Source organism: Runella sp. SP2, assembly GCF_003711225.1.
Classification (GTDB): Bacteria; Bacteroidota; Bacteroidia; order Cytophagales; family Spirosomataceae; genus Runella.
Map to the genome: position 1 here is coordinate 5,137,244 of NZ_CP031030.1, position 19,935 is coordinate 5,157,178.

Annotated in this window: 15 protein-coding genes; 5 read left to right on the plus strand and 10 right to left on the minus strand. The window is 46.3% G+C overall.

Annotated elements, in window-relative coordinates; all coding sequences use genetic code 11:
* Positions 1 to 4: 4 nt before the first annotated feature.
* Both nirD and nirB read right to left on the minus strand, forming a co-directional pair.
* Positions 5 to 343, minus strand: coding sequence for a nitrite reductase small subunit NirD (nirD, locus tag DTQ70_RS20720; RefSeq protein WP_122932581.1), 339 nt, complete (start codon positions 341 to 343; stop codon positions 5 to 7).
* Positions 344 to 376: 33 nt separating this feature from the next.
* Positions 377 to 2,884 carry a nitrite reductase large subunit NirB gene (nirB, locus tag DTQ70_RS20725; RefSeq protein ID WP_122932582.1) on the minus strand — a complete coding sequence of 836 codons (2,508 nt, stop codon included), beginning with the start codon at positions 2,882 to 2,884 and terminating at the stop codon, positions 377 to 379.
* Positions 2,885 to 3,246: 362 nt separating this feature from the next.
* Here nirB and cobA point away from each other — a divergent pair, with 362 nt between their 5' ends.
* Together cobA and DTQ70_RS20735 are read left to right on the plus strand one after the other, a co-directional pair.
* The gene (gene cobA / locus DTQ70_RS20730) at positions 3,247 to 4,005 is read left to right on the plus strand and encodes a uroporphyrinogen-III C-methyltransferase (RefSeq protein WP_122932583.1); all 759 of its coding nucleotides are present in this window, start codon (positions 3,247 to 3,249) and stop codon (positions 4,003 to 4,005) included.
* A 20-nt stretch (positions 4,006 to 4,025) separates the two neighbouring features.
* Positions 4,026 to 5,183, plus strand: a complete 1,158-nt coding sequence (locus DTQ70_RS20735; RefSeq protein WP_122932584.1) for a S9 family peptidase — start codon at positions 4,026 to 4,028, stop codon at positions 5,181 to 5,183.
* Positions 5,184 to 5,187: 4 nt separating this feature from the next.
* Here the strand turns inward: DTQ70_RS20735 and DTQ70_RS20740 are convergent, their stop codons facing one another.
* Positions 5,188 to 5,997: an SDR family oxidoreductase gene (locus DTQ70_RS20740; RefSeq protein ID WP_122932585.1), complete on the minus strand. Its 810-nt coding sequence runs from the start codon at positions 5,995 to 5,997 to the stop codon at positions 5,188 to 5,190.
* A gap of 292 nt (positions 5,998 to 6,289) precedes the next feature.
* Here DTQ70_RS20740 and DTQ70_RS20745 point away from each other — a divergent pair, with 292 nt between their 5' ends.
* Together DTQ70_RS20745 and DTQ70_RS20750 are read left to right on the plus strand one after the other, a co-directional pair.
* Complete coding sequence (locus DTQ70_RS20745) at positions 6,290 to 7,270, plus strand: hypothetical protein (RefSeq protein ID WP_122932586.1); 981 nt, start codon at positions 6,290 to 6,292, stop codon at positions 7,268 to 7,270.
* A gap of 147 nt (positions 7,271 to 7,417) precedes the next feature.
* Positions 7,418 to 8,983, plus strand: coding sequence for a calcineurin-like phosphoesterase family protein (locus DTQ70_RS20750; RefSeq protein ID WP_122932587.1), 1,566 nt, complete (start codon positions 7,418 to 7,420; stop codon positions 8,981 to 8,983).
* A 15-nt stretch (positions 8,984 to 8,998) separates the two neighbouring features.
* On the opposite strand, the gene DTQ70_RS20755 is transcribed toward DTQ70_RS20750, so the two are convergent.
* The 7 genes from DTQ70_RS20755 to DTQ70_RS20785 all read right to left on the minus strand — a co-directional run bounded on the left by DTQ70_RS20755 (position 8,999) and on the right by DTQ70_RS20785 (position 18,113).
* Entirely contained in the window at positions 8,999 to 10,225 is a 1,227-nt protein-coding gene (locus DTQ70_RS20755; RefSeq protein ID WP_122932588.1) for a 4-hydroxy-3-methylbut-2-enyl diphosphate reductase, read from the minus strand.
* Between the two features lie 115 nt (positions 10,226 to 10,340).
* Positions 10,341 to 11,129, minus strand: a complete 789-nt coding sequence (locus tag DTQ70_RS20760; protein WP_122932589.1) for a metallophosphoesterase — start codon at positions 11,127 to 11,129, stop codon at positions 10,341 to 10,343.
* A 50-nt stretch (positions 11,130 to 11,179) separates the two neighbouring features.
* On the minus strand, positions 11,180 to 11,752 hold the full coding sequence (locus DTQ70_RS20765; protein WP_206019564.1) for a GNAT family N-acetyltransferase: 573 nt from the start codon (positions 11,750 to 11,752) through the stop codon (positions 11,180 to 11,182).
* Complete coding sequence (locus tag DTQ70_RS20770; protein ID WP_122932590.1) at positions 11,739 to 12,497, minus strand: shikimate dehydrogenase; 759 nt, start codon at positions 12,495 to 12,497, stop codon at positions 11,739 to 11,741. Before DTQ70_RS20770 ends, DTQ70_RS20765 begins: the two co-directional genes overlap by 14 nt.
* Positions 12,494 to 16,324, minus strand: coding sequence for a sialate O-acetylesterase (locus DTQ70_RS20775; RefSeq protein WP_122932591.1), 3,831 nt, complete (start codon positions 16,322 to 16,324; stop codon positions 12,494 to 12,496). Before DTQ70_RS20775 ends, DTQ70_RS20770 begins: the two co-directional genes overlap by 4 nt.
* Before the next feature lie 124 nt (positions 16,325 to 16,448).
* Entirely contained in the window at positions 16,449 to 17,441 is a 993-nt protein-coding gene (obgE, locus tag DTQ70_RS20780) for a GTPase ObgE (protein WP_122932592.1), read from the minus strand.
* A gap of 102 nt (positions 17,442 to 17,543) precedes the next feature.
* A complete protein-coding gene (locus tag DTQ70_RS20785; protein WP_122932593.1) occupies positions 17,544 to 18,113 on the minus strand; it encodes an adenylate kinase in 570 nt (189 codons plus the stop codon).
* A gap of 400 nt (positions 18,114 to 18,513) precedes the next feature.
* On the opposite strand from DTQ70_RS20785, the gene DTQ70_RS20790 reads away from it, so the two are divergent.
* Positions 18,514 to 19,935, plus strand: coding sequence for a hypothetical protein (locus tag DTQ70_RS20790; RefSeq protein ID WP_122932594.1), 1,422 nt, complete (start codon positions 18,514 to 18,516; stop codon positions 19,933 to 19,935).

A 19,935-nucleotide genomic window follows, 5' to 3' on the forward strand; every position in this document is an offset into this window, starting at 1 on the left:
AATGTTAAATTCCGATAAACACAAACCCATCTTCTATCTTAACGGGATAGACATTGATGCAATAGTCTTCGCCTTGTAAGTTCAGTCCAGTCTCAAGGGAAAACGTTTTTTTATGAAAAGGGCAGGCCACTTTCGGATGCCCTTGTTGGTCGCCAATCATCCCACGGCTCAAGGCCATTTGATGCTTGTGGGGGCATTCGTTGTCGGTCGCATACCATTTATCGAGTTGTTTGAAATGAAATACCGCAATTTGTTTGTCGTTGTATTTAACACAAGCACCCCCATTTTCGGGAAAAGCAGAAACAGGTGCTGCTTTGAACCAAGTAGTAGATTGATTATTCATTTTAATTCAGTTTTAGGGTGAAACTTGGATAGATTACCAATCAGCGGGGCGTTTTTGTCCACGCATCTCCACAAACTCCAACGTTGGATCAGGCTCTTCCACATTGACAAAGTGGGAAAAACGCGCCCTGATTTCAGGCGTTTCTACTGCTACTCGCCACTCATCGTGGTACGTATCGACCAAGTACTGAAGCTCATGCTCCAATTCAGCCGCAATCCCTAAACTATCATTGATAATCACGTTGCGGAGGTAGTCCATTCCCCCTTCCAATTTATTGAACCAAGTAGCGGTGCGTTGGAGTGGTTCAGCAGTTTTGATGTAAAACATCAAAAAGCGGTCGATGTACTTCAAACAAGTTTCATCGTCGAGGTCGCTGGCCAGCAGCAGCGCGTGCTGAGGCTTGATTCCGCCGTTTCCGCATACGTACAAATTCCAACCTTTATCGGTTGCGATGATACCAAAGTCTTTGCTTTGGGCTTCGGCGCACTCACGCGTACAGCCCGAAACGGCACTTTTGAGCTTATGTGGCGAACGAATGCCTTTGTATCGGTTTTCTACCCGAATCGCAAATCCGACCGAATCTTGTACCCCAAATCGACACCACGTACTTCCCACACAACTTTTGACCGTACGCAATGATTTTCCGTAGGCATGACCACTTTCAAAGCCTACTTCGAGCAGCTCTTCCCAAATTGAAGGCAGTTGCTCAACCCGTGCTCCGAACAAGTCAACCCGCTGTCCACCAGTAATCTTACAGTACAAATCATATTTTTTAGCGACCGTACCAAGCGCAATGAGTTGTTCGGGAGTTATTTCCCCACCTGGCACACGGGGCACGACCGAATACGTCCCACCTCGCTGAATATTGGCCATAAAACGGTCGTTCGTGTCTTGAATTACCGCCTGTTTGGCAATGACATCGTTATAAATACTGGCCAACATCGAAGCAACGGCTGGCTTACAAACCTCACAGCCACAGCCTTTTCCAAACTTCGCCAACACCTCATCGTAGCTACGTGTCCCTGATGTCTGAATCAAGTGATACATTTCTTGGCGCGAATAATCGAAGTGCTCACAAAGCACCTTTTTTACTACTTTGCCTTGTTTTTTGAGGGTTTCTGTCAACAAGTCAGACAACATAGGCACACAACCTCCGCAGCCTGTTCCTGCTTTTGTACACTTCTTGATGGCCGCTACATCAGGCAAGTTGTGTTCTTCAATGGCCTCGCAAATCGCGCCTTTGGTAATGTTTTCGCACGAACAAATACTGGCCTCGTCTGGCAGGGCACCAACGCCCGCCCCTGCTGAGGCACTATCACCTTTGCGCGCAGGCAACACCAAATCTTCGGGGTTAGGTGGCAATACCAAACGATTTTTGACCGTTTGAAGAAGCATATTGTAGTTTTCGGCTTCTCCCACCAAAATCCCCCCCAACAGGTATTTTCCATCGGTCGTCACATTCAGGCGTTTATAAATACCTTTGAGTTTGTCTTCCACCACAATCGTATCGTGGGGAGTTTGTTCACAGAAAGGCTCGCCAAAACTTGCCACATCGACACCGATGAGCTTCAGTTTTGTGGACATATCAAACGCCTTAAATTCCTTGACAGTTTGTCCTTGTGCTAGGTTGTTTGCCACCACTTCGGCCATTTCGTAGCCAGGGGCAACGAGTCCATAAATCATTCCTTGATGAAGCGCACATTCACCGATGGCATAAATATCAGGATGCGACGTCTGAAGTTGGTCGTTCACCACAATGCCCCCCCTTGGCCCAACGGCGATAGCAGCTTGTTTTGCCAGCTCGTCGCGGGGGCGTATTCCTGCCGAAATCACGACCATATCCACCTCCAGCGAAGTTCCGTCCGCAAACGAAAGCCCATCAACAGCCGCCCCTCCATCAAACTGTGACGTGTTTTTATTGAGGTGAATTTGAATCCCCAACGCTTCCATTTTTCGTTTGAGCATCCCAGCTCCCGCTGCGTCCAACTGCCGTGGCATGAGTCGCGGTGCAAACTCCACTACGTGGGTTTCTAAGCCCAAATCGAGGGTTGCTTTGGCGGCTTCTAGCCCCAAAAGCCCTCCGCCAATTACCGCAGCACGCGTTGCACCTTTGGAATAACCAATGATGGCGTCGAGGTCTTCGATGGTTCGATAAACAAACACCCCTTCTTTTTCTACGCCTGGCACAGGAGGTACAAAGGCCCCTGAGCCCGTCGCCAACACCAGCTTGTCGTAAGGAATTTGTAACCCTGTGTGGGTCTGAACATAGTGAGCTGCGGGGTCGATTTTGACCACACACTCCCCAGTAAGTAGTTGGATGCCATGCTCGGCATACCAGCTTGCGGGCGCCATTGTCAGTTCTTCGACGGACGTGCCCGAAAAATACGCGGAGAGATGAACCCGATCGTACGCTGGACGAGGTTCTTCACCAATTACCGTGATAGAAAATAGGCCGCCACCTACTTTTGTCAGCAACTTTTCGCAGAACTTATAGCCTACCATTCCGTTGCCTACTACCACTACCTTTAGCGGTTGTGTCATGGAGAAAATTGTTTTTACAATCCCTAATTTAATCCTCTATATGTACTTCAATTTTTAATGAGTAATTCTTATAAAAGTTGAATCTTACGCTACTTAAATTAAAAACCAAATATTTTAATTTTTGCAATTTTTACACCAATGATGGTTGTTTTTAAAACCAGCTTTTGCAAAAATAGAATATTATTTCCTACAAATACTTAAAAATAATACTTAATTTTGAAAAAATACTTAATTTTAATCTATTATTCTATCAATGTGCACATTGGTAAAATAATATTTCAAAAAAGTATTTATAAAGTACAAAATACACCAAAAGAGTGGCGGCTCTTTGGTACGTAAATAGGTTAAATTAGGGACTGATTATGAAACCAACATTAACACTGGTAGGGGCTGGCCCTGGCGACCCCGAACTCATTACACTCAAGGGAATTAAAGCATTACAACAAGCAGACGTTGTTCTTTACGACGCTTTGGTATCCACCGAACTCCTCACCTACGCCCCTGCTCACGCGCAGCTGGTCTATGTAGGCAAACGACGTGGGCGCTGCGAATTTGCCCAAAGCGACCTCAACCAACTCATTGTTGACTATGCCCTCACGTATGGGCATGTCGTTCGCCTCAAAGGTGGTGATTCTTTTGTCTTTGGCAGGGGATACGAAGAAATTGCCTTTGCCCAAGAATTTGGCATTCAAACCGCCGTGATTCCTGGCATTTCGAGCAGCATTTCGGTACCTGCCTTGGCGGGTATTCCGCTTACCTGCCGAGGAGTAAGTGAAAGTTTTTGGGTACTCACGGGCACCACCAAAAACCACAGCCTCTCCAACGACGTCGCCAAAGCCGCTCACAGCACGGCCACAATCGTGATTTTGATGGGAATGCAGCACCTCAGCCAAATTACCTCCCTTTTTTCGGAAGTAGGACGCGGCCATACGCCCATCGCTATTATCCAAAACGGCAGCACGCCCCAACAAAAACTTGGCCTAGGCACCGTTGATACAATTGTGGAAGTGGTTGACAAAGAGCAACTGACCAATCCTGCCATCATCATTATCGGAGACGTTGTACGGTTACATCCTGCCTATCCCAACGGTAGGTTGGAAGCAACGATGGCTTTTGGATAAAACCAATCCTTCCCATCACCATGAGCCGTCTTTTATCTTTTCTCATTGTTGGCATGAGTTGTCAGTTAGCCTTTGGTCAATCGACCCCAGAATTATGTCAGGGTGGCTATTTTACCGAAGCACAGGGCAAAGAATTTTTAGAAAAACACGTACCTTCTTCCAAAAAAGAATGGGAAAACCGCGCTACCCAAATCCGTAGTCGCATTTTGGAAGGAGGTGAACTCAAAAACCTTCCACCCCGCCCAACATCTAAACCGATTGTCCACAGCCGACGAGAGCTAAACGGATACAGCGTTGAAAATGTGGCCTTTGAGAGCGTAGAAGGTTATTATGTAACGGGAAATTTGTATCGTCCCCTTCAGCAAAAAGGGCCTTTTGCGGCGGTACTTTGTCCACACGGACATACCCAAAACGCCGATGCTCGTTTTCTGGAGGCAATGCAGTTTCGTTGTGCTAATTTGGCGCGCATGGGTGCTGTGGTGTTTGCATACGATATGCTGGGTTACAGCGATGCCCAACAATGCCAACACAAACTTCCCAAAGCGTTTAAACTACAAGCCTTGAATAGCATTCGGGCATTGGATTTTTTGCTAGACCAACCTGGTATCGATAAAAATCGAGTAGGTGTGACGGGTGAATCTGGTGGCGGCACTCAAACATTTATGCTTACCGCCCTCGACCCGCGCGTAAAAGTGGCAGTTCCTGTGGTGATGGTTTCGGCGCACTTTTTTGGCGGATGTACCTGCGAAAGCGGGATGCCTGTTCATAAAAAAGGAGATTTTCAGACCAATAACGTAGAAATCGCCGCCCTTGCTGCACCTCGCCCCTTGCTAATCGTTTCGGATGGTGCCGACTGGACCAAGCACAATCCTGAGGTGGAATACCCGCATTTGCAGAAGATTTATCGCTTATACGGAAAAGCTAATTTGGTAGAAAACGTCCATTTACCCAACGAAAAACACGACTACGGCCCTTCAAAAAGAGCCGCAGCCTATCGTTTTTTGGCGAAGCACCTAAGTTTAGATATTTCGAAAGTAACCAAGGCCGATGGCAGTATCGACGAAAGTAATGCGCAACTGCTCGACCGTAAGCTGTTGGAAGTATTCAACGCCGACCACCCACGCCCTAGTAATGCTGCCATGGGCGATGAAGCGGTGACGGCCTTGCTCAATTGGTAATCATCTATTGGTCAACGGATTTGATACTGTAGTTTTTGGTAAACTGCCACAACAACGCTGGTGCAAAACGCTTGAGGTAAGTACCAAGGGTTTCCATAAAACCTGCAATAACGACCTCACGCTTTCCTGCTTTGAAGGCTGCGACCATTTTGCGCGCACACACATCGGCTGGAATCCCTTTGGCTTGGTTTTCATCCATCTTGCCAAAGGGTTTTCCGTCTTTTCCGATGGCGTTGTACGATATATTGGTTTTGATATAGCCAGGACACACAATCGTCACCTGCACTCCTTCTTGCCATACCTCCCCTCGCAACGAATCAAAAAAACCTTGAATGGCGTGTTTGGAAGCACTGTAAAACGTGCGAAATGAAGTGCCAATTTTTCCACTTACGCTGCTTGTTACCAGTATTCCTCCCGATTTTTGTGCCAACAAATGCGGCAGGACTTCGCGCGTGAGCAGGACAAGGTTCGTAAAGTTGGTATCCATCAATCGCTTAAAATCAGCAGGGGCAATGTCCAAAAACTTTTCGCGCTGACTTACTCCTGCGTTGGGTACTAACACGTCGATACGCCCAAAATATGCCAAGACTCGCTGGGTTTTGGCAGCAAATTCTTCGGGGCGAAGCATGTCAATCGGCAACGTCATCACGGCGTTTTCTGGCAAAGACAATTCTCGTTTGACACGCTCCAGTTCTTCGAGACGCCGCGCTGAAAGCACTAGCTTGGCGCCTTCTTTGGCAAATTCATGGGCCAAAGCCTCGCCAATTCCCGACGAAGCCCCCGTTATCCAAACAACTTTATTGGTTAGGTTCATTTATATTCGGTTTCCTGTTTTTTGTTTAGAGTTCACTGTCATGCTGACAATAGGAAGCATCTATTTCCTGTTTTTACTCGTCGGGTTGTGAGCAACCCTCCTCACATTAACGCCCCTTCTCACATTCGACATTCTACCCTCTGCACTCGACATTCCAAATTGGTCGGGTTGTGAGCAACCCTCCTCACGTTAGCAACCCTCTTCACATTAACGCCTCTTCACATTTGCCTAAATTCAGTTTTTTTGCAATATCGTGCATTTTTACACGTTAATTCCACCAAATGACATTTTTATGACCAGACTGCGTTTGTGCGTTCCTTTTTTCTTGATTTTCATTTTCCCCCACGCTCGCGCCCAGCACTTTGCTTTGAGTCGTCTTTTTTACCCTAATGCTACACTTCGCGCCGATATGATGGCCGATGCTAACATGGGCAACAATCAACGTTTTGGGCTTACTAGAACATCATTCAATGCCATTATCCCGCTCCGTAGCGAAGTGGATGTCGCATTTAGTCTTCGCAAAAAACTGGACTTACGCGCCCGTCACTTTTTGATGTTGGCCAATGCTTCACAAATCAACCCAAGTATCAACAGTACCATCACGCCCGACAATGGCTATAAAACGTTTTCGGCAGGCGTGCTGATGCTTCAAGCCAGCCTCCGCGACCGCCTGTGGATTTATGGCGGTGGTCTGGGACTAACGGAGTCAAACGAGACATTTTTTACGCCTCAACCTTTCTTTTGGGGTGGAGGGGCGCGGATGCGAATTTTAGGAATCCATACCCAAATCGCTTACGGAACGGTGCTGATTTATAACCAAAAAATTCGCTTTGTACCCGTTTTTGGTATTAATAAACGCATCAACAAACAATGGCGCGTGTCGGCGTTGTTACCGTTTCGTGCTGATGTCAACTACCGTTTCAATGAATGGCTAAACTTCGACATGATTGGGGCATTCGACGGTTATAGTGGTGGTTTTCAACAAGTAACCAGTGTAGAAAAAATGCTCCGTCGGAGTAATTATCAGCAGGTAAAATTTTCGGTTGCCGCCAATGCACACTTATTTACCGTTTTCAATGTGTCGTTAGAGGCTGGTTTGGGTACCTTCCGCCAAATCCGCACCTTCAATGCAGCTCGCGAAAACCTCGGAACTCAGAACCCAAACATTGCCCCCTTCATTGGAGCCAGTGTGCGTTATATCTCAAGTAAGTCAAAGCTTTCGTCGCAGTTTACTAGGAAGTTAGGATTTGGAGAGTCAGGTATCAACTGGTAAACCTTCCGCGCGAAACCCCAAGGCAGCCCTCAAAAGCTGCCTTTTTTTATGGGTTAGCGCGTATAATAATCCTGCCTTCATCATGAGTTAACATACCAATTGTTCTTTTGCAGTTAATTATCCCCGTTTCAATCAAACCTCTCCCCTATGAACAAATTTACACTCCTGCTCTTATCCACGTTCTTGCTTGGCACGGCTGAGGCCCAAAATGTCGCCAAGGGAATTGTTTACGAAGACCTAAATGGTAATTTTAAGAAAGACAAAAAAGAAAAAGGCATTGCCAACGTTGCCGTATCCAACGGTACAGACGTGGTGCTTACCAACGCAAAGGGTGAATATCAGTTGCCCGTTGGCGACGACAATATCTTTTTTGTCATCAAACCTTCAGGTTATAAAGTAGGCTTGGACGAAAACAACCTCCCAAAGTCTTACTATTTGCACAAACCCAAAGGCGCGCCCGAATTGAAGTATAAAGGCGCAGCACCGACAGGCGCGCTTCCTGCTTCATTGGATTTTGCCCTGACGGCCTCTCCCGAAGCCGAAAACTTCAAAGCCCTCATTTTTGGTGACCCACAGCCTTACACTTTGGACGAAATAAAACACTTTGAAAAAGGGGTTGTCCAAGAGGTTGCAGGCATCAAAGAGGTTGCTTTTGGGTTAAGTCTGGGCGATTTGGTGGGCGATAACCTTGATTTACACCAAGCGTACAAAGAAACGATTCGAAAAGTAGGGCTTCCGTGGTACAATCTTACGGGCAACCACGACATGAACTACGACGTGACCCAAGACGAGCACGCCAATGAGGCGTTTCAATCGCATTTAGGCCCCGTCAATTATTCGTTCAATTACGGAAAAGTCCATTTTATCGTGCTTGACGACATCCTTTATCCTGACCCGCGCGACGGCAAAGGCTATTGGGGTGGCTTCCGTAAAGACCAGCTCGATTTTGTTGAAAATGACCTCAAGTTTGTCCCTAAAGGAAATTTGGTGGTTTTGGCATTCCATATTCCTTTGGAATTAGAGGGAGAATCGTTTCGTTTGGAAGACCGTCAACGTCTTTTTTCTATCCTCAAGGATTATCCCAATACACTCGCACTTTCGGCCCATACGCACTTCCAGCAACAAAACTTTTTCGGTGCAAAAGAAGGATGGCAGGGAACGAAACCTTTCTATGAATTTAACGTAGGGACAACCTCGGGCGACTGGTATTCGGGCGAAAAAAATGACCAAGGCGTCCCTGCTTCTACCATGCGCGACGGGACACCAAAGGGCTATGTTTTTCTCAATTTCAACGGTAATCAATATACCATCGACTATAAAGTGGTGGGCAAACCTAGCGATTATCAAATTGATATTTATGCACCAAACGTCATCCCGTCTGACCGTGGAACGGCGGCTAAAGTATATGCCAACTTTTTTATGGGAAGTGAAAAAGATGTGGTTGAATACCGCCTCGATAACGGCGACTGGAAACCAATGACTTACACACGCGAAGCGGATCCTCGCTATGTGGCGGCTCTTTACCGCTGGGATGCCTCGGAAAAGTTGATGCCTGGACGTCGGCCAAGTAACCCCGTTAAGTCAACGCACTTGTGGTCGGTGGCTTTTCCAAATACCAAGGTAGAAGGTACGCACACGATTGAAGTTCGTGCCAAAGACATGTTTGGACGGACGTTTACCCAAACAAAAACATTTCGGGTAGAAAAACCATAATGCCTTTGTTTGTCCTTACAACACTTCCCCTACGACTTCATCCAACGAACGCGCATCGGGGAAGAAGGACAACATCCGCATCAAAACGCCTTCAATGATGGCATCAGGGCAAGACGCCCCACAAGTAAGCATGATAGTCACCGAATCTTTGTCTGGAATGAAGTTTTCGGTGACTTTTTCTTTCTTTCGGTGTAAATCGTAGTGTTTGATGAGGTTACGATCCAAAATTTTGTTGGCCGACTCAATAAAATACGTTGGGAATTTGGTCTCACAAAGTTCTACAATGTGGGAAGTATTGGAGCTGTTATAACCACCAGCAATCAGCACAAAATCAGCTTGTTCTTTCAACAAAGCGTAGGTGGCATCTTGGTTATCGTTAGTGGCGTAGCAAAGGGTATCTCGCGTATTGGCAAAACGACTTTCCACTTCATGCGGGGCAAGATTGTAGTGTTTTATCATCACCTGTTTAAGGTAATCCGCGATTCCTTGCGTATCCGAAGCAAGCATCGTCGTTTGGTTGACAACTCCAATGCGTTGTAAATCCTGCTCTGGGTCAAAACCTACGGAATATTGCCCACTAAACTCCTCAAAAAATTCTTCTTTATTGGCCTCCCCCGTAATGTAACGGGCCAAACGTTCGGCTTGTTTTTGGTTTTTAACAATGACCGTAGGAGCATCTTCTTTGCTGTGCGAAAACGTAGCCCGCGTTTCTTCGTGTAACGGTTTTCCGTGTACGACAATCGTATAGTTTTTCTGTCCGATTTGGGCTGCGCGGTTCCACACTTTTTCCACAAACGGACAAGTAGTATCGTATTTATAAGCGTCGATGCCAAGAAGTTGCAAGCGATTTTGAATTTCGATGGTCGTTCCAAAAGCAGGCACCACAACGATGTCGTCCGACTTTAATTCTTCCCATGGGATGATTTGGCGGCCTGTCGTTTCCATCAAAAAACGTACGCCACGTTCCAATAAATCCCGATTAACGTCAGGATTATGAATCATTTCACTCAACAAGAAGATACGCTTATCTGGGTTTTCTTCGATGGCCTTGTAGGCGATTTCAATGGCGTTTTCGACGCCGTAGCAAAACCCAAAATGCCGCGCAATGAGAAACTTCACCGACCCGAAATCCAGCACGGTCGGCGATAAGTCGCGCTTCAACTTATCGTTTTTACGACGTAGCTCTTTGATAGGAGTGATAATCCGACTACGATAAAATTCGGGTATGTGGAAAGTCTTCATGCTGTTGGAGCAGAATTAGACGTGGATGAATAAAATGGGTTGTTTAGACTGCCGCTGCAAAGGTACGACATACGTTTTTATAACACGCTACCCTTCTACTTTGTTTCGACAAAATCTAAAATACTTGCTCGTTGACTTTTAATCGTTTGTCGGGGTTCCACTGAAACGTATAGCAACTACGGGCACTACGGGCCTCTACGATGCGGTAGCCTTTGTAGTCAACGCCCCAATTTCCACCAAAATGCCCGTCAAAAAAGGCAGGTTTTGAAAGCGTTTTACCCATGTCGATGGCGTGGTCATGCCCGTGAAACATGGCTCGGAGATTGGGATATTTAGCCAGCGTTTTTTCTAATTCGGGGCAAGTAGTGCCGTGCTCAGACCAAAGCTTGGCGGGAATGTGCATGAACAAAAATACGTGTTCTTTTTTGGTAAATTTCGCCAATTGAGCATCAATCCACGGAATATCAGGGCAAAGGTATTCTCCTTTTTCGTTGGACGTATCGGCCAAAATAATCGCATTTTTACCAATTTCTACGCTGTGATTAAGGTCATATCCCCAAGTTTCGCGCCATTGGGCAGGCGTGACGTGGTCGTGGTTGCCACGCGTGACGTAATACGGAAAGCCCAATTGGTCAAAGTACTGCTTGACTTCGGGCAAGAACTGAATGTTATCATGAAATAAGTCTCCGTTAAAAACCACAAAATCAAGCCCTTTTTCAGCCCGTTCTTGTTTAAAGTACTTGATGATGTTTTCGTGGTAGGCTTTATAATCGGTTTTTGCTTGCCCATAATGGCCATCGGAGGCCACAGCAAAACGCAATCGACGAGAAGATTTGGCCGAAGGTGGTTGGCAACCAAGCGCTACAAGACCTACAGAGAGCTGGAGAAATTGGCGACGTATCATAAAAATAAGTGTTGAGGGCTGTCACAACCCAATTGAGTGCTAAGGGTTGCTCACAACCCGATTGTGTGTTGAGGGTTGCTCACAACCCGCTTCGAAGTTACATACAATACATGATTACTCAACGGATGATTGGGTAAAAGTGGATGTAAAAACTCGCCTGCCTTTGTCATTCCTAAACGAACCATTACTTGCTCCGAAGGCTTGTTCGTATCAGCCGTAAAGGCATATACTTTTTCTACTTTGAGGGTATTAAACGCAAAATCAAGGCAAGCATTTCCACCTTCGGTAGCGTAGCCTTTGTGCCAAAAATCGGGATGAAGCCGCCAGCCTATTTCCATACAAGGTGTAAAAAAACTCTCAAAACGAGGATGGTTGAGGCCAATGAATCCAATAAACTGACCACTCGAAAGTTCGTCCACCGCAAACCAACTATAACCACGCTGGTCGATGAGCGCTTTCATTCGTTCGACCATCTCGCGGGTTTCGTTTTCAGGAAGAGGATTTGGGAAAAACTTCATCACGCGCGCGTCTTGGTTCATCGCAACAAACGAAGGCAAATCGCTGTCCTGCCATTGCCGAAAACCGAGACGCTCGCTGGTGAAAATGTAGTTATTGTGCTGCATTCCAGATTTCCCACGCTTTTTCAGCTTGTAGATGTAGCATCGGAAGGCCGTTGTGCGTTTGGGCGTTTTGTTCTTTTCCTTTTTGTAAAAATAACGTTTCCGCAGGATTATACACCAAGTCGTACAAAAGGTGCTGCTCCCCCAATAAATGATACGGAATCGCGGGGCAATCCTCTACCTTGGGGTAAGTTCCAACGGGCGAAGTGTTGATAATCAACGAATGACTGTGGATAACTTCGTCAGTGAGGTCGTCGTAACCGATAGTCGTTTCAGTTTTTTGACGAGAAACCACTTGATACGAGATTTTCAAGTCGTTCAAAGCTGCAAAAACCGCCTTGGCAGCACCTCCGTTGCCTAATACCAGTGCTTTGAGATTGGCAGGTGTTCTTTGCAACGAGTCGAGCCATTGCTCCAACGACGACCGAAAACCGTAATAGTCGGTATTGTAGCCTTTCAATTTCCCATCAGGAAGAATTTTAATGGTATTGACCGCCCCAATCCGCGCCGCAGAGGCCGCATCCAATTCGTCCAAAAAAGGAATAACGTTTTGCTTGTGCGGAATGGTCACGTTGAGGCCAACCAAATCGGGATGTGCGGCAATGAGCTGGGGAAAGTCTTGGCAATTCGGTAATTCTAACAACTCATAGCGGCATCCGCTGATGCCTTCTTTTTCAAATTTTTCGGTAAAATATTTTTTTGAGAAAGAGTGGGTAAGTGGAAATCCGATCAGGGCAAATAATCTCATGGTTGACTTAAAACAATTTTTTGACTTTCGTTAAATGTTGGGGTTCGGACTTTAATGTGATACGTTCCGTAGGGCAGGTCGCTCAAATCTAGTTTTTGTTGACCTACCAAACTAGCAAACGTTTTGGTCATCAGCGTACGCCCCGTTTGGTCATAGACGATGATGGTGACATCGCTCAAATTTTCCAGTGCTTCGATGGTGACATTCCCATCGGTACTTGGGTTGGGAAAAACACCTATGCGGGCGTTGCCACTTTCCAGTACAAACTCATACGCCGCCGATGCTTTGGACGTGCAAGTCAACGTAGCACTGTGCTTAATCGACGAAATCACCGTGTAACTTCCTGCTTGTGTCGTTCGAATGGCAGCAGCGGTTTCGCTGAGGGCTTGACCGTTGTTTGTCCAAGCATAAGTCGCGCCTTCGGTTGGGTTACTCACTTGTAAGGCATAAATTCCCGATTTTTGAATGACGGGCGTAGCGGGAAGGGTTTTAGCCTCTACCCGAACTGCACCCGTATAAGGCGACTGACAGCCCGATTCATCACGGATACTAGCGGCGTAATTACCTGATTGTTTGGCGATAATCCTACTTGTTGTTTCGCCCGTATTCCAGATTACCTGATAGGGGCTTTCTACCCTCAAACCTACTTGTTCACCTTCGCAGAACGTAGTGCGCCCTTCAGCAATAACCGACGGCGGATTAGGCAGTTGAATCACTCGAACCGTAATAGGATCTGAGGCGGAAGAAAAACAGCCAAACTCATTTTTGGCGGCAACCGTGTAATTCCCAGCCACGTTGGCGTTGATGCTTTGCGTCGTCGCGGAGTTAGACCACTGATAACCAGCTGCTTGCGAAGCCGTCAGTGTCACAGATTTATCCGCACAGATGGTCGTTGAGCCCGTTACGCTAATGGTCGGTTTTTCAGGGAGCGGATTAACCGTAATCGTAATGGGATTAGAGGGAGGAGAAGTACATCCCGTGGCTGGGTCATAAACGGTGGCAGTAACACTTCCCGCCGAGTACGTTTTTATGCTTCGGCCTTCATCGCCCGTACTCCACTTAAACGAGCTTCCCGCCGAAGTAATGGTGAGTACCGTATTATCAAATAAACAAAAGGTTGTAGGTCTTTCACTAATCACCGAAGGAGCAGTGGGCAGCGGGTGGACGGTTACCCGAAAAGGGTCAGAAATGGCCTCACAGTTGTTGCCATCCCGATACCGCACTCGATAGTCACCCCCAGTAGTAGCCGTGACCGTTTGGGTTGTTTGAAAATTACTCCAAGAAATTCCAGCATTGTAGTTGGTTGTCAACTGTACTTGCCCACCTACACAAAAAGTTGTAGCGCCAAGCGCCGTAATAGTAGGTTTGTCAGGAAGGCGGTTGACGGTTACTGCAATCACATTAGAAGACGGTGATTGGCACTGATTGGCATCCACCGTGCGGGCCGAATAACGCCCCGTGAGGTTGACCGTCACAGTCCTTGTATTCTGGCCATTGCTCCAAATGTAGCCCGCTTGAGCAGAAGACGTTAGCGTAATCACTTCATTTTCACAAATAGTAGGCGTCCGATCAGCACTGATGGTTGGTGCAGTAGGCAAAGGATTAGTCTTAACCGTAACGGGGTCAGAAACAGGCGAAGAACAGCCGTTAGCATCTGTGATAGCCACAGTGAAAGTCCCCGCCTGTAAAATACTGATGCGACGATTACGAGCTCCATTACTCCAATTGTACTGGGCCGAATTGGTAGAAGTAAGAACCGTACTATCGCCTTCACAAAACGTAAGTGGGCGCTCCGCCGTAATCACGGGTTTGGCGGGAAGCGGATTGGCCGTTACCTTGATGGAGTTAGAAATGGCATCGCAGCCATTGTTATCCCTAAAACGAACATTGTATGTGCCCGACGTTGTTACTTTAATGCTAGTGCCTTGTTCGCCGTTGCTCCACACATTTCCTGCCGAATAATTGGACGACAGGGTCACTTCTCCCCCTTCACAAAACGAGGTGTTACCCGAAGCACTAATGCTTGGGGCGGCAGGTGGCGTGTTTACTACCACCACCACACTCGCAGGCTCCGACGTACAGCCCTGGCTATCGAGCACCCGTACTTCATAAATTCCCGACGTACGGGCTGCAACCGTTTGGCCACGCTCACCGTTTGACCAGCGATATTCATTGGCTGCACTAGCCGTTAGACTGACTGACCCTCCTTGACAAAAAGTAAGCGCTCCTGACGCATTGATGGTAGGTTTGGCTGGCGGAGGCGAATTGACAGTACTCACGGTAAACGAAGCCGCACTGCTACAACCATACAGGTTTCTAGTAGTCACCGTATATGTTCCCCCCGAAGATACATCAATACGCTGGCTGGTGGCTCCCGTACTCCAATTGTTATCAACACTGCTACTCGACGTCAGGCCAATGCTACTCCCTTGACAAAGAGGCACTTTCCCATCAACTGCAATCGTAACGGGAGCGCTTTGAAGGTCATTAGGAACAGTAATAGAAGGCGTAAAATAGGTATTTCCCGAAGCATCGCGGACAGTAGCCTGATACGTACCTGGGCCAAAGTTGACAGAAGACCCTGTGGCACCGTTGTTCCACTGTACCGAAACAAACGGCCCTTGAACGTTGATATTGAGTTGGTTTCCGCCCGCACAACGAACCGAATAGGAAGGATAAGTACCTGTTTGTGGAGAACAATTGATAAAAAAAGCTTCATCGAGGGAATTAGCCCACACATTGGCGGCATCTGCTAATCCGCCGTTTTGAAGGTGCGCACCATCAGGACGAGGAATCTGTACTTCATCGGTATTAGGGCCAAAATAAGCAGCCGATGTGTTAAAAACGGTTTGATTTTGACCGTTAATCACCTCTTGGCTATTTTTCCCTTTATAATGAGAGACCCTCGCAACAACCCAACCTACATTTTTACCAAAATGCTGCCGTGATTTGTTGATGACCGTCTGCAAATTAGACGCATACAGGTTGGCGTTGGTATTGAGAATATTATCGGCTTCGCCTTGGTGCCAAAGCACTGCCCGCACCCCCGTAAGGCTCGCATAATAATTGAGGGCTAAACGCAAATTGGCATAGGGTTGCCCAGGTGGATAGGTGTCATTGATGTAAATGCTACTTGTAGTGCCTCCATCAACGGTTTCAGACCAGTTTTTGGAAGCAGTTCCCTCCCAACCTGCATTATAAAATAGCACTGGAACATTCAGACGATTGGTCAAAATATCTCCCAACCTTCCCCAGCACCAAGAAGACAAGCCGCGCGGACTTATATTGCTGTTGTCGCTCATTTTGACAAACGACGGCGCAGGCAATGAATTATTTTGGTGCGTACCGTTATAATAATTGACACAATTGACACGGTCATCGCCAGGGCTGGGTGCACCGTAGTTGAAAAAACCTTGGGCATTTGATTGCCCTGCCACGACAAATACTTCCCCAACCCCAACGCGTTGAAGCTCGGTAGTGGTGACCACATTTCCATTGACCATTCCCCTGACTTGTAGTTCATACCAGCCTCCCCTAACCGAAATACTTCCTGAATAAAACCCTCCCTGCGGATTTTCTTGGATAGTACGCCAGTCGGTTTGTTCTCCTTGCCCACTGACCATCGGCACCACCCGTGCTTCTACTCGGTCGATGCTTTGAGTATATTGCCCCGTAATAGGAATCGTTCCGTTGCCCGCATTATCGCGCTGAAAAACGATTCGACTGCTAGGAAACGTGATACGGATCTGAGCAACTATGGTAAGAGGTAGAAAGAGCCATAATAAAAAGTTGACAAAATAGAATAAGTATGTTTTACTAAATTTCATTTGTTCAGCTTTATGGTGGAATATATATTTACTACCGCAAAAAAAAGGGCTAGTAACAGCGCAAATAAATAGCTATCTACGCTTGGTACTAACCCACCTTTATTTGATTTATTGGATGTTTATTTTAAGGATTTAAAACCTTCCAAATTAAATCTTTCAGCTCGTTTATTCCTTCTTGCATCACCGCCGAAATAAATACGTGCGGTATGTCGGTAGGAAGTGTTTTGATGAGATCAGCTTTGGCCTCTTCGTCAATTAAATCCATTTTAGAAATAGCCAAAAGTCGTTCTTTATCTAATAGAGTTGGGTCATACAATTCTAATTCACGAAGCAAGGTACGGTATTCGTCCCCTGCGTTTTCGCTAGTGGCGGGCACCAAAAACAACAAAATAGAGTTGCGTTCGATGTGTCGCAAAAAGCGTAATCCTAATCCTTTTCCTTGCGAAGCTCCTTCAATAATCCCAGGAATATCGGCCATTACAAACGATTTAAAATCGCGGTAAGCTACCACTCCGAGGTTAGGGACAAGGGTTGTAAACGGATAATCGGCGATTTCGGGTCTTGCCGCCGATACCGTTGAGAGCAAGGTTGATTTTCCAGCGTTTGGAAACCCAACCAATCCCACATCGGCAAGGAGTTTTAGCTCCAAAACAATCCATTCTTCTTGTCCAGGTTCGCCAGGTTGGGCGTAGAGGGGCGTTTGGTTGGTTGCTGATCTAAAATGCCAGTTTCCTAAACCACCGCGTCCTCCTTTTAACAAAATCACCTCCTGATCGTGCTCAGTTACTTCGCCCATCACCTCCCCAGTTTCGGGGTGGCGCGCGATGGTTCCGAGCGGTACTTCTATGATGACGTCATTTCCTTGCTTTCCGTTGCAACGCGCCCCGCTGCCACCTACACCAGCCTCCGCTTTGATGTGCTTGCGGTACTTCAAGTGGAGGAGCGTCCAGTGCTGCGAGTTTGCTTTCATAATGATGTGCCCACCACGTCCGCCGTCGCCACCGTCAGGGCCACCTTTGTCCACAAATTTTTCACGTCGGAAGTGTGCAGAACCTGCTCCACCCGCTCCCGAGCGACAGTTTATTTTAACGTAATCTATAAAATTGGAAGTTGCCATAGTAAAATAAAAAACTCGCGTGATGGACCTAAATGGCATCACACGAGTTACAAAGTTGAGAAAGAAAAGGGAGAGTCTGTATGAAACTCCCGTTAAAATTTATTATTCGGTCTCGATTGCCTCACAAAGTTGACCAAAAATATGGTCAATTTCGCCAATCCCGTTCACCACCGTCAGCTTGCCTTGGGCTTCATAATAAGGCAGTACGTGAACCGTTTTGTTGAAATATTCATCTATACGCTTTACCAGTTTATCCTCGTCGTCATCGGCCCGTCCGCTTATTTTTTTGCGTTCGGCAATACGGCGTTTCAATTCTTCTTCGTTGACATCCAGCTGTAATACGGCTTTGATATTGGTGTTTTTTGACTCCAAAAACGCATCGAGAGCTTCGGCTTGGGGAACAGTACGGGGGAATCCGTCAAAAATAATTCCTTTTGCGTCAGGATTTTTTTGCACTTCTTCTTCCAACATATCGATGGTGATAGAATCTGGAACCAAAATCCCGTTATCGAGCAAATCTTTCACCCGCTTACCGAGCTCGGTTTGCTCTTTGATGTGCATCCGGAACAAATCTCCCGTAGAAATGTGAAATAGCTGGTATTTCTCGATGAGCTTTGCCGCTTGGGTGCCTTTGCCCGCACCGGGAGGGCCAAAAAGTACAATGTTAAGCATCTGATACAAGGATGTTTAGAAGAGGGAGTCTTACGGTTTAAAGTGTATAAAATGCAAATTTACAATTTCGTAACACTCCTCAACGGTTTTTCCTCACAAATTAACAAAGGAATTTGCTAAAATGGAGTAGGTTTGTCCAACTAGGCTGGTGCGGGGGTGCTTTTACACTCGCCTCGCCCACCCTGTTTCGCCCTCATCGCGTACCCTCTTCTCCCAAGACTATGCCTCCCAAACCACAAGATTGGCAACAAATATTAAAACGTAGTTATGTTTCTTTATCTAACACCTAATTAAACAATACAAATACTCAGCTATCGTTTACTAAATAATTAAAAAATAATATTCGTCTTGAAAAAAGAGACGTATCTTTGAATATCCATTCATCTTTGCATAGACTGCCATGAAAAAAGTTCTCCATTCAGCCACTATTGGCTTCTTTTTGTACAGTTGCTTGGCCTGTACGCCTCCTGTGGCAAATGTTGGCGAAGCAATCGACCCTTCTATTAGTCCGTCAAATCCCTCATTGGTTCAAGCCATCAAAACTGAAAATAACTGGCTGGGGCTCTTCAACCTCGGAGACACTACCATCAAAGTAAAACCTAACAAAGACGTTTTACCCGAAAAACCAACACAAGCCCCCGATTTAAGTAAAATCCAAAAAGAACCAGGTAAATTTAGGCTCGTATCGGTAGGAGGTTCATTATCAGCGGGTTTTCGAGATGGTGGTCTCTACCGAGAAGGACAATTAACAGCCTTTCCTAATCTGATAGCAGGCCAATTGAAAGTGGGTTTTGTCCAGCCGTTGTTTTCAGAAGCAGAAGGCAATGGAACAGGCTACAAAGTAATAAATAGTAGTGAACCCTTGGTTTCCTTCAAAATGGTGACCAATAACCTCGGAGTTACCGCCAATGGAAACGAAACCGTTTACTCTCCTTTCAAGGGATCTACCAGCATAGATCAATTTGCCTTTCCTGAAATCAGTAGAGGGTTGCGATACTTTCGCTCTTCTGAGCTAGTTCTAGATGGCAGCTATAAATACCTTAATCGGGTAGTTACCCCTGAAATCACAACCACGTTCAAAAGCCCTTGGGAGTGGATTGAAAGCCAAGAGGGCGATTTGTTTATTTTTGAATTAGGCCTCAGCGACCTAGTAAGGTATTTGTCATTAGCAGGAGGGGGAGGAATATCTTCCTTGGATGCGGGCTATGTAACTACCTCATCAGAGTTTTTGCTGATGAGGTCGGTAAGCAAAAAAGCAAAAGGAGTAATGCTAAATGTGCCGAATGTAGCTGAATTTCCTTATTTTAAGCAAATCACAATCGAGAAGATTGCTAAACTAGGGGTGAAAATTTTTGTGCAAATAAGCTCAGGTTCAGAGCATTTTCGTCCTTTTGATCCCTCAATAGATCGGTTACTTCCAACAGCAACAGTGGAAAAACTCTTTAAAGGGCAGTTAACAGGCAATGTATATTTAAAAGACACAGATGTATTATCGAAAGCGGATGAGGATGATGAAGTGACCAATATTACGCCTAACAGTTATAATCAAAATGAGGTAACGCGAATTGCGAAGGAATTAAACTGGCCAATCGTGGATTTGAGTAACCTTTACAAGCGTATTCAGGCAGGGGGATATGTGACCGACGATGGTGTAGTGGTGAATGCGGCTTGGCCTCGGGGCGGCAATTTCTTCTCCTCAGACGGAGTGTATCCTACCGCTTTCGGGCAGGCTGTCATTGCCAACGAGGTCATTAAAACCATCAACAAACACTATGGTTTGCAAATTCAACTCCTGAAAACCCGTTTCTTTATTGCTAAATAA

Bases quoted from the DNA above. Each gene is read 5' to 3' on its own strand.
- nirD (WP_122932581.1), bottom strand. From the start codon at position 343: ATGAATAATCAATCTACTACTTGGTTCAAAGCAGCACCTGTTTCTGCT.
- DTQ70_RS20775 (WP_122932591.1), bottom strand. From the start codon at position 16,324: ATGAAATTTAGTAAAACATACTTATTCTATTTTGTCAACTTTTTATTA.
- DTQ70_RS20760 (WP_122932589.1), bottom strand. From the start codon at position 11,129: ATGATACGTCGCCAATTTCTCCAGCTCTCTGTAGGTCTTGTAGCGCTT.
- obgE (WP_122932592.1), bottom strand. From the start codon at position 17,441: ATGGCAACTTCCAATTTTATAGATTACGTTAAAATAAACTGTCGCTCG.
- DTQ70_RS20790 (WP_122932594.1), top strand. From the start codon at position 18,514: ATGAAAAAAGTTCTCCATTCAGCCACTATTGGCTTCTTTTTGTACAGT.
- DTQ70_RS20735 (WP_122932584.1), top strand. From the start codon at position 4,026: ATGAGCCGTCTTTTATCTTTTCTCATTGTTGGCATGAGTTGTCAGTTA.
- DTQ70_RS20765 (WP_206019564.1), bottom strand. From the start codon at position 11,752: ATGCAGCACAATAACTACATTTTCACCAGCGAGCGTCTCGGTTTTCGG.
- DTQ70_RS20755 (WP_122932588.1), bottom strand. From the start codon at position 10,225: ATGAAGACTTTCCACATACCCGAATTTTATCGTAGTCGGATTATCACT.
- DTQ70_RS20770 (WP_122932590.1), bottom strand. From the start codon at position 12,497: ATGAGATTATTTGCCCTGATCGGATTTCCACTTACCCACTCTTTCTCA.
- DTQ70_RS20745 (WP_122932586.1), top strand. From the start codon at position 6,290: ATGACCAGACTGCGTTTGTGCGTTCCTTTTTTCTTGATTTTCATTTTC.
- cobA (WP_122932583.1), top strand. From the start codon at position 3,247: ATGAAACCAACATTAACACTGGTAGGGGCTGGCCCTGGCGACCCCGAA.
- DTQ70_RS20785 (WP_122932593.1), bottom strand. From the start codon at position 18,113: ATGCTTAACATTGTACTTTTTGGCCCTCCCGGTGCGGGCAAAGGCACC.
- DTQ70_RS20750 (WP_122932587.1), top strand. From the start codon at position 7,418: ATGAACAAATTTACACTCCTGCTCTTATCCACGTTCTTGCTTGGCACG.
- DTQ70_RS20740 (WP_122932585.1), bottom strand. From the start codon at position 5,997: ATGAACCTAACCAATAAAGTTGTTTGGATAACGGGGGCTTCGTCGGGA.
- nirB (WP_122932582.1), bottom strand. From the start codon at position 2,884: ATGACACAACCGCTAAAGGTAGTGGTAGTAGGCAACGGAATGGTAGGC.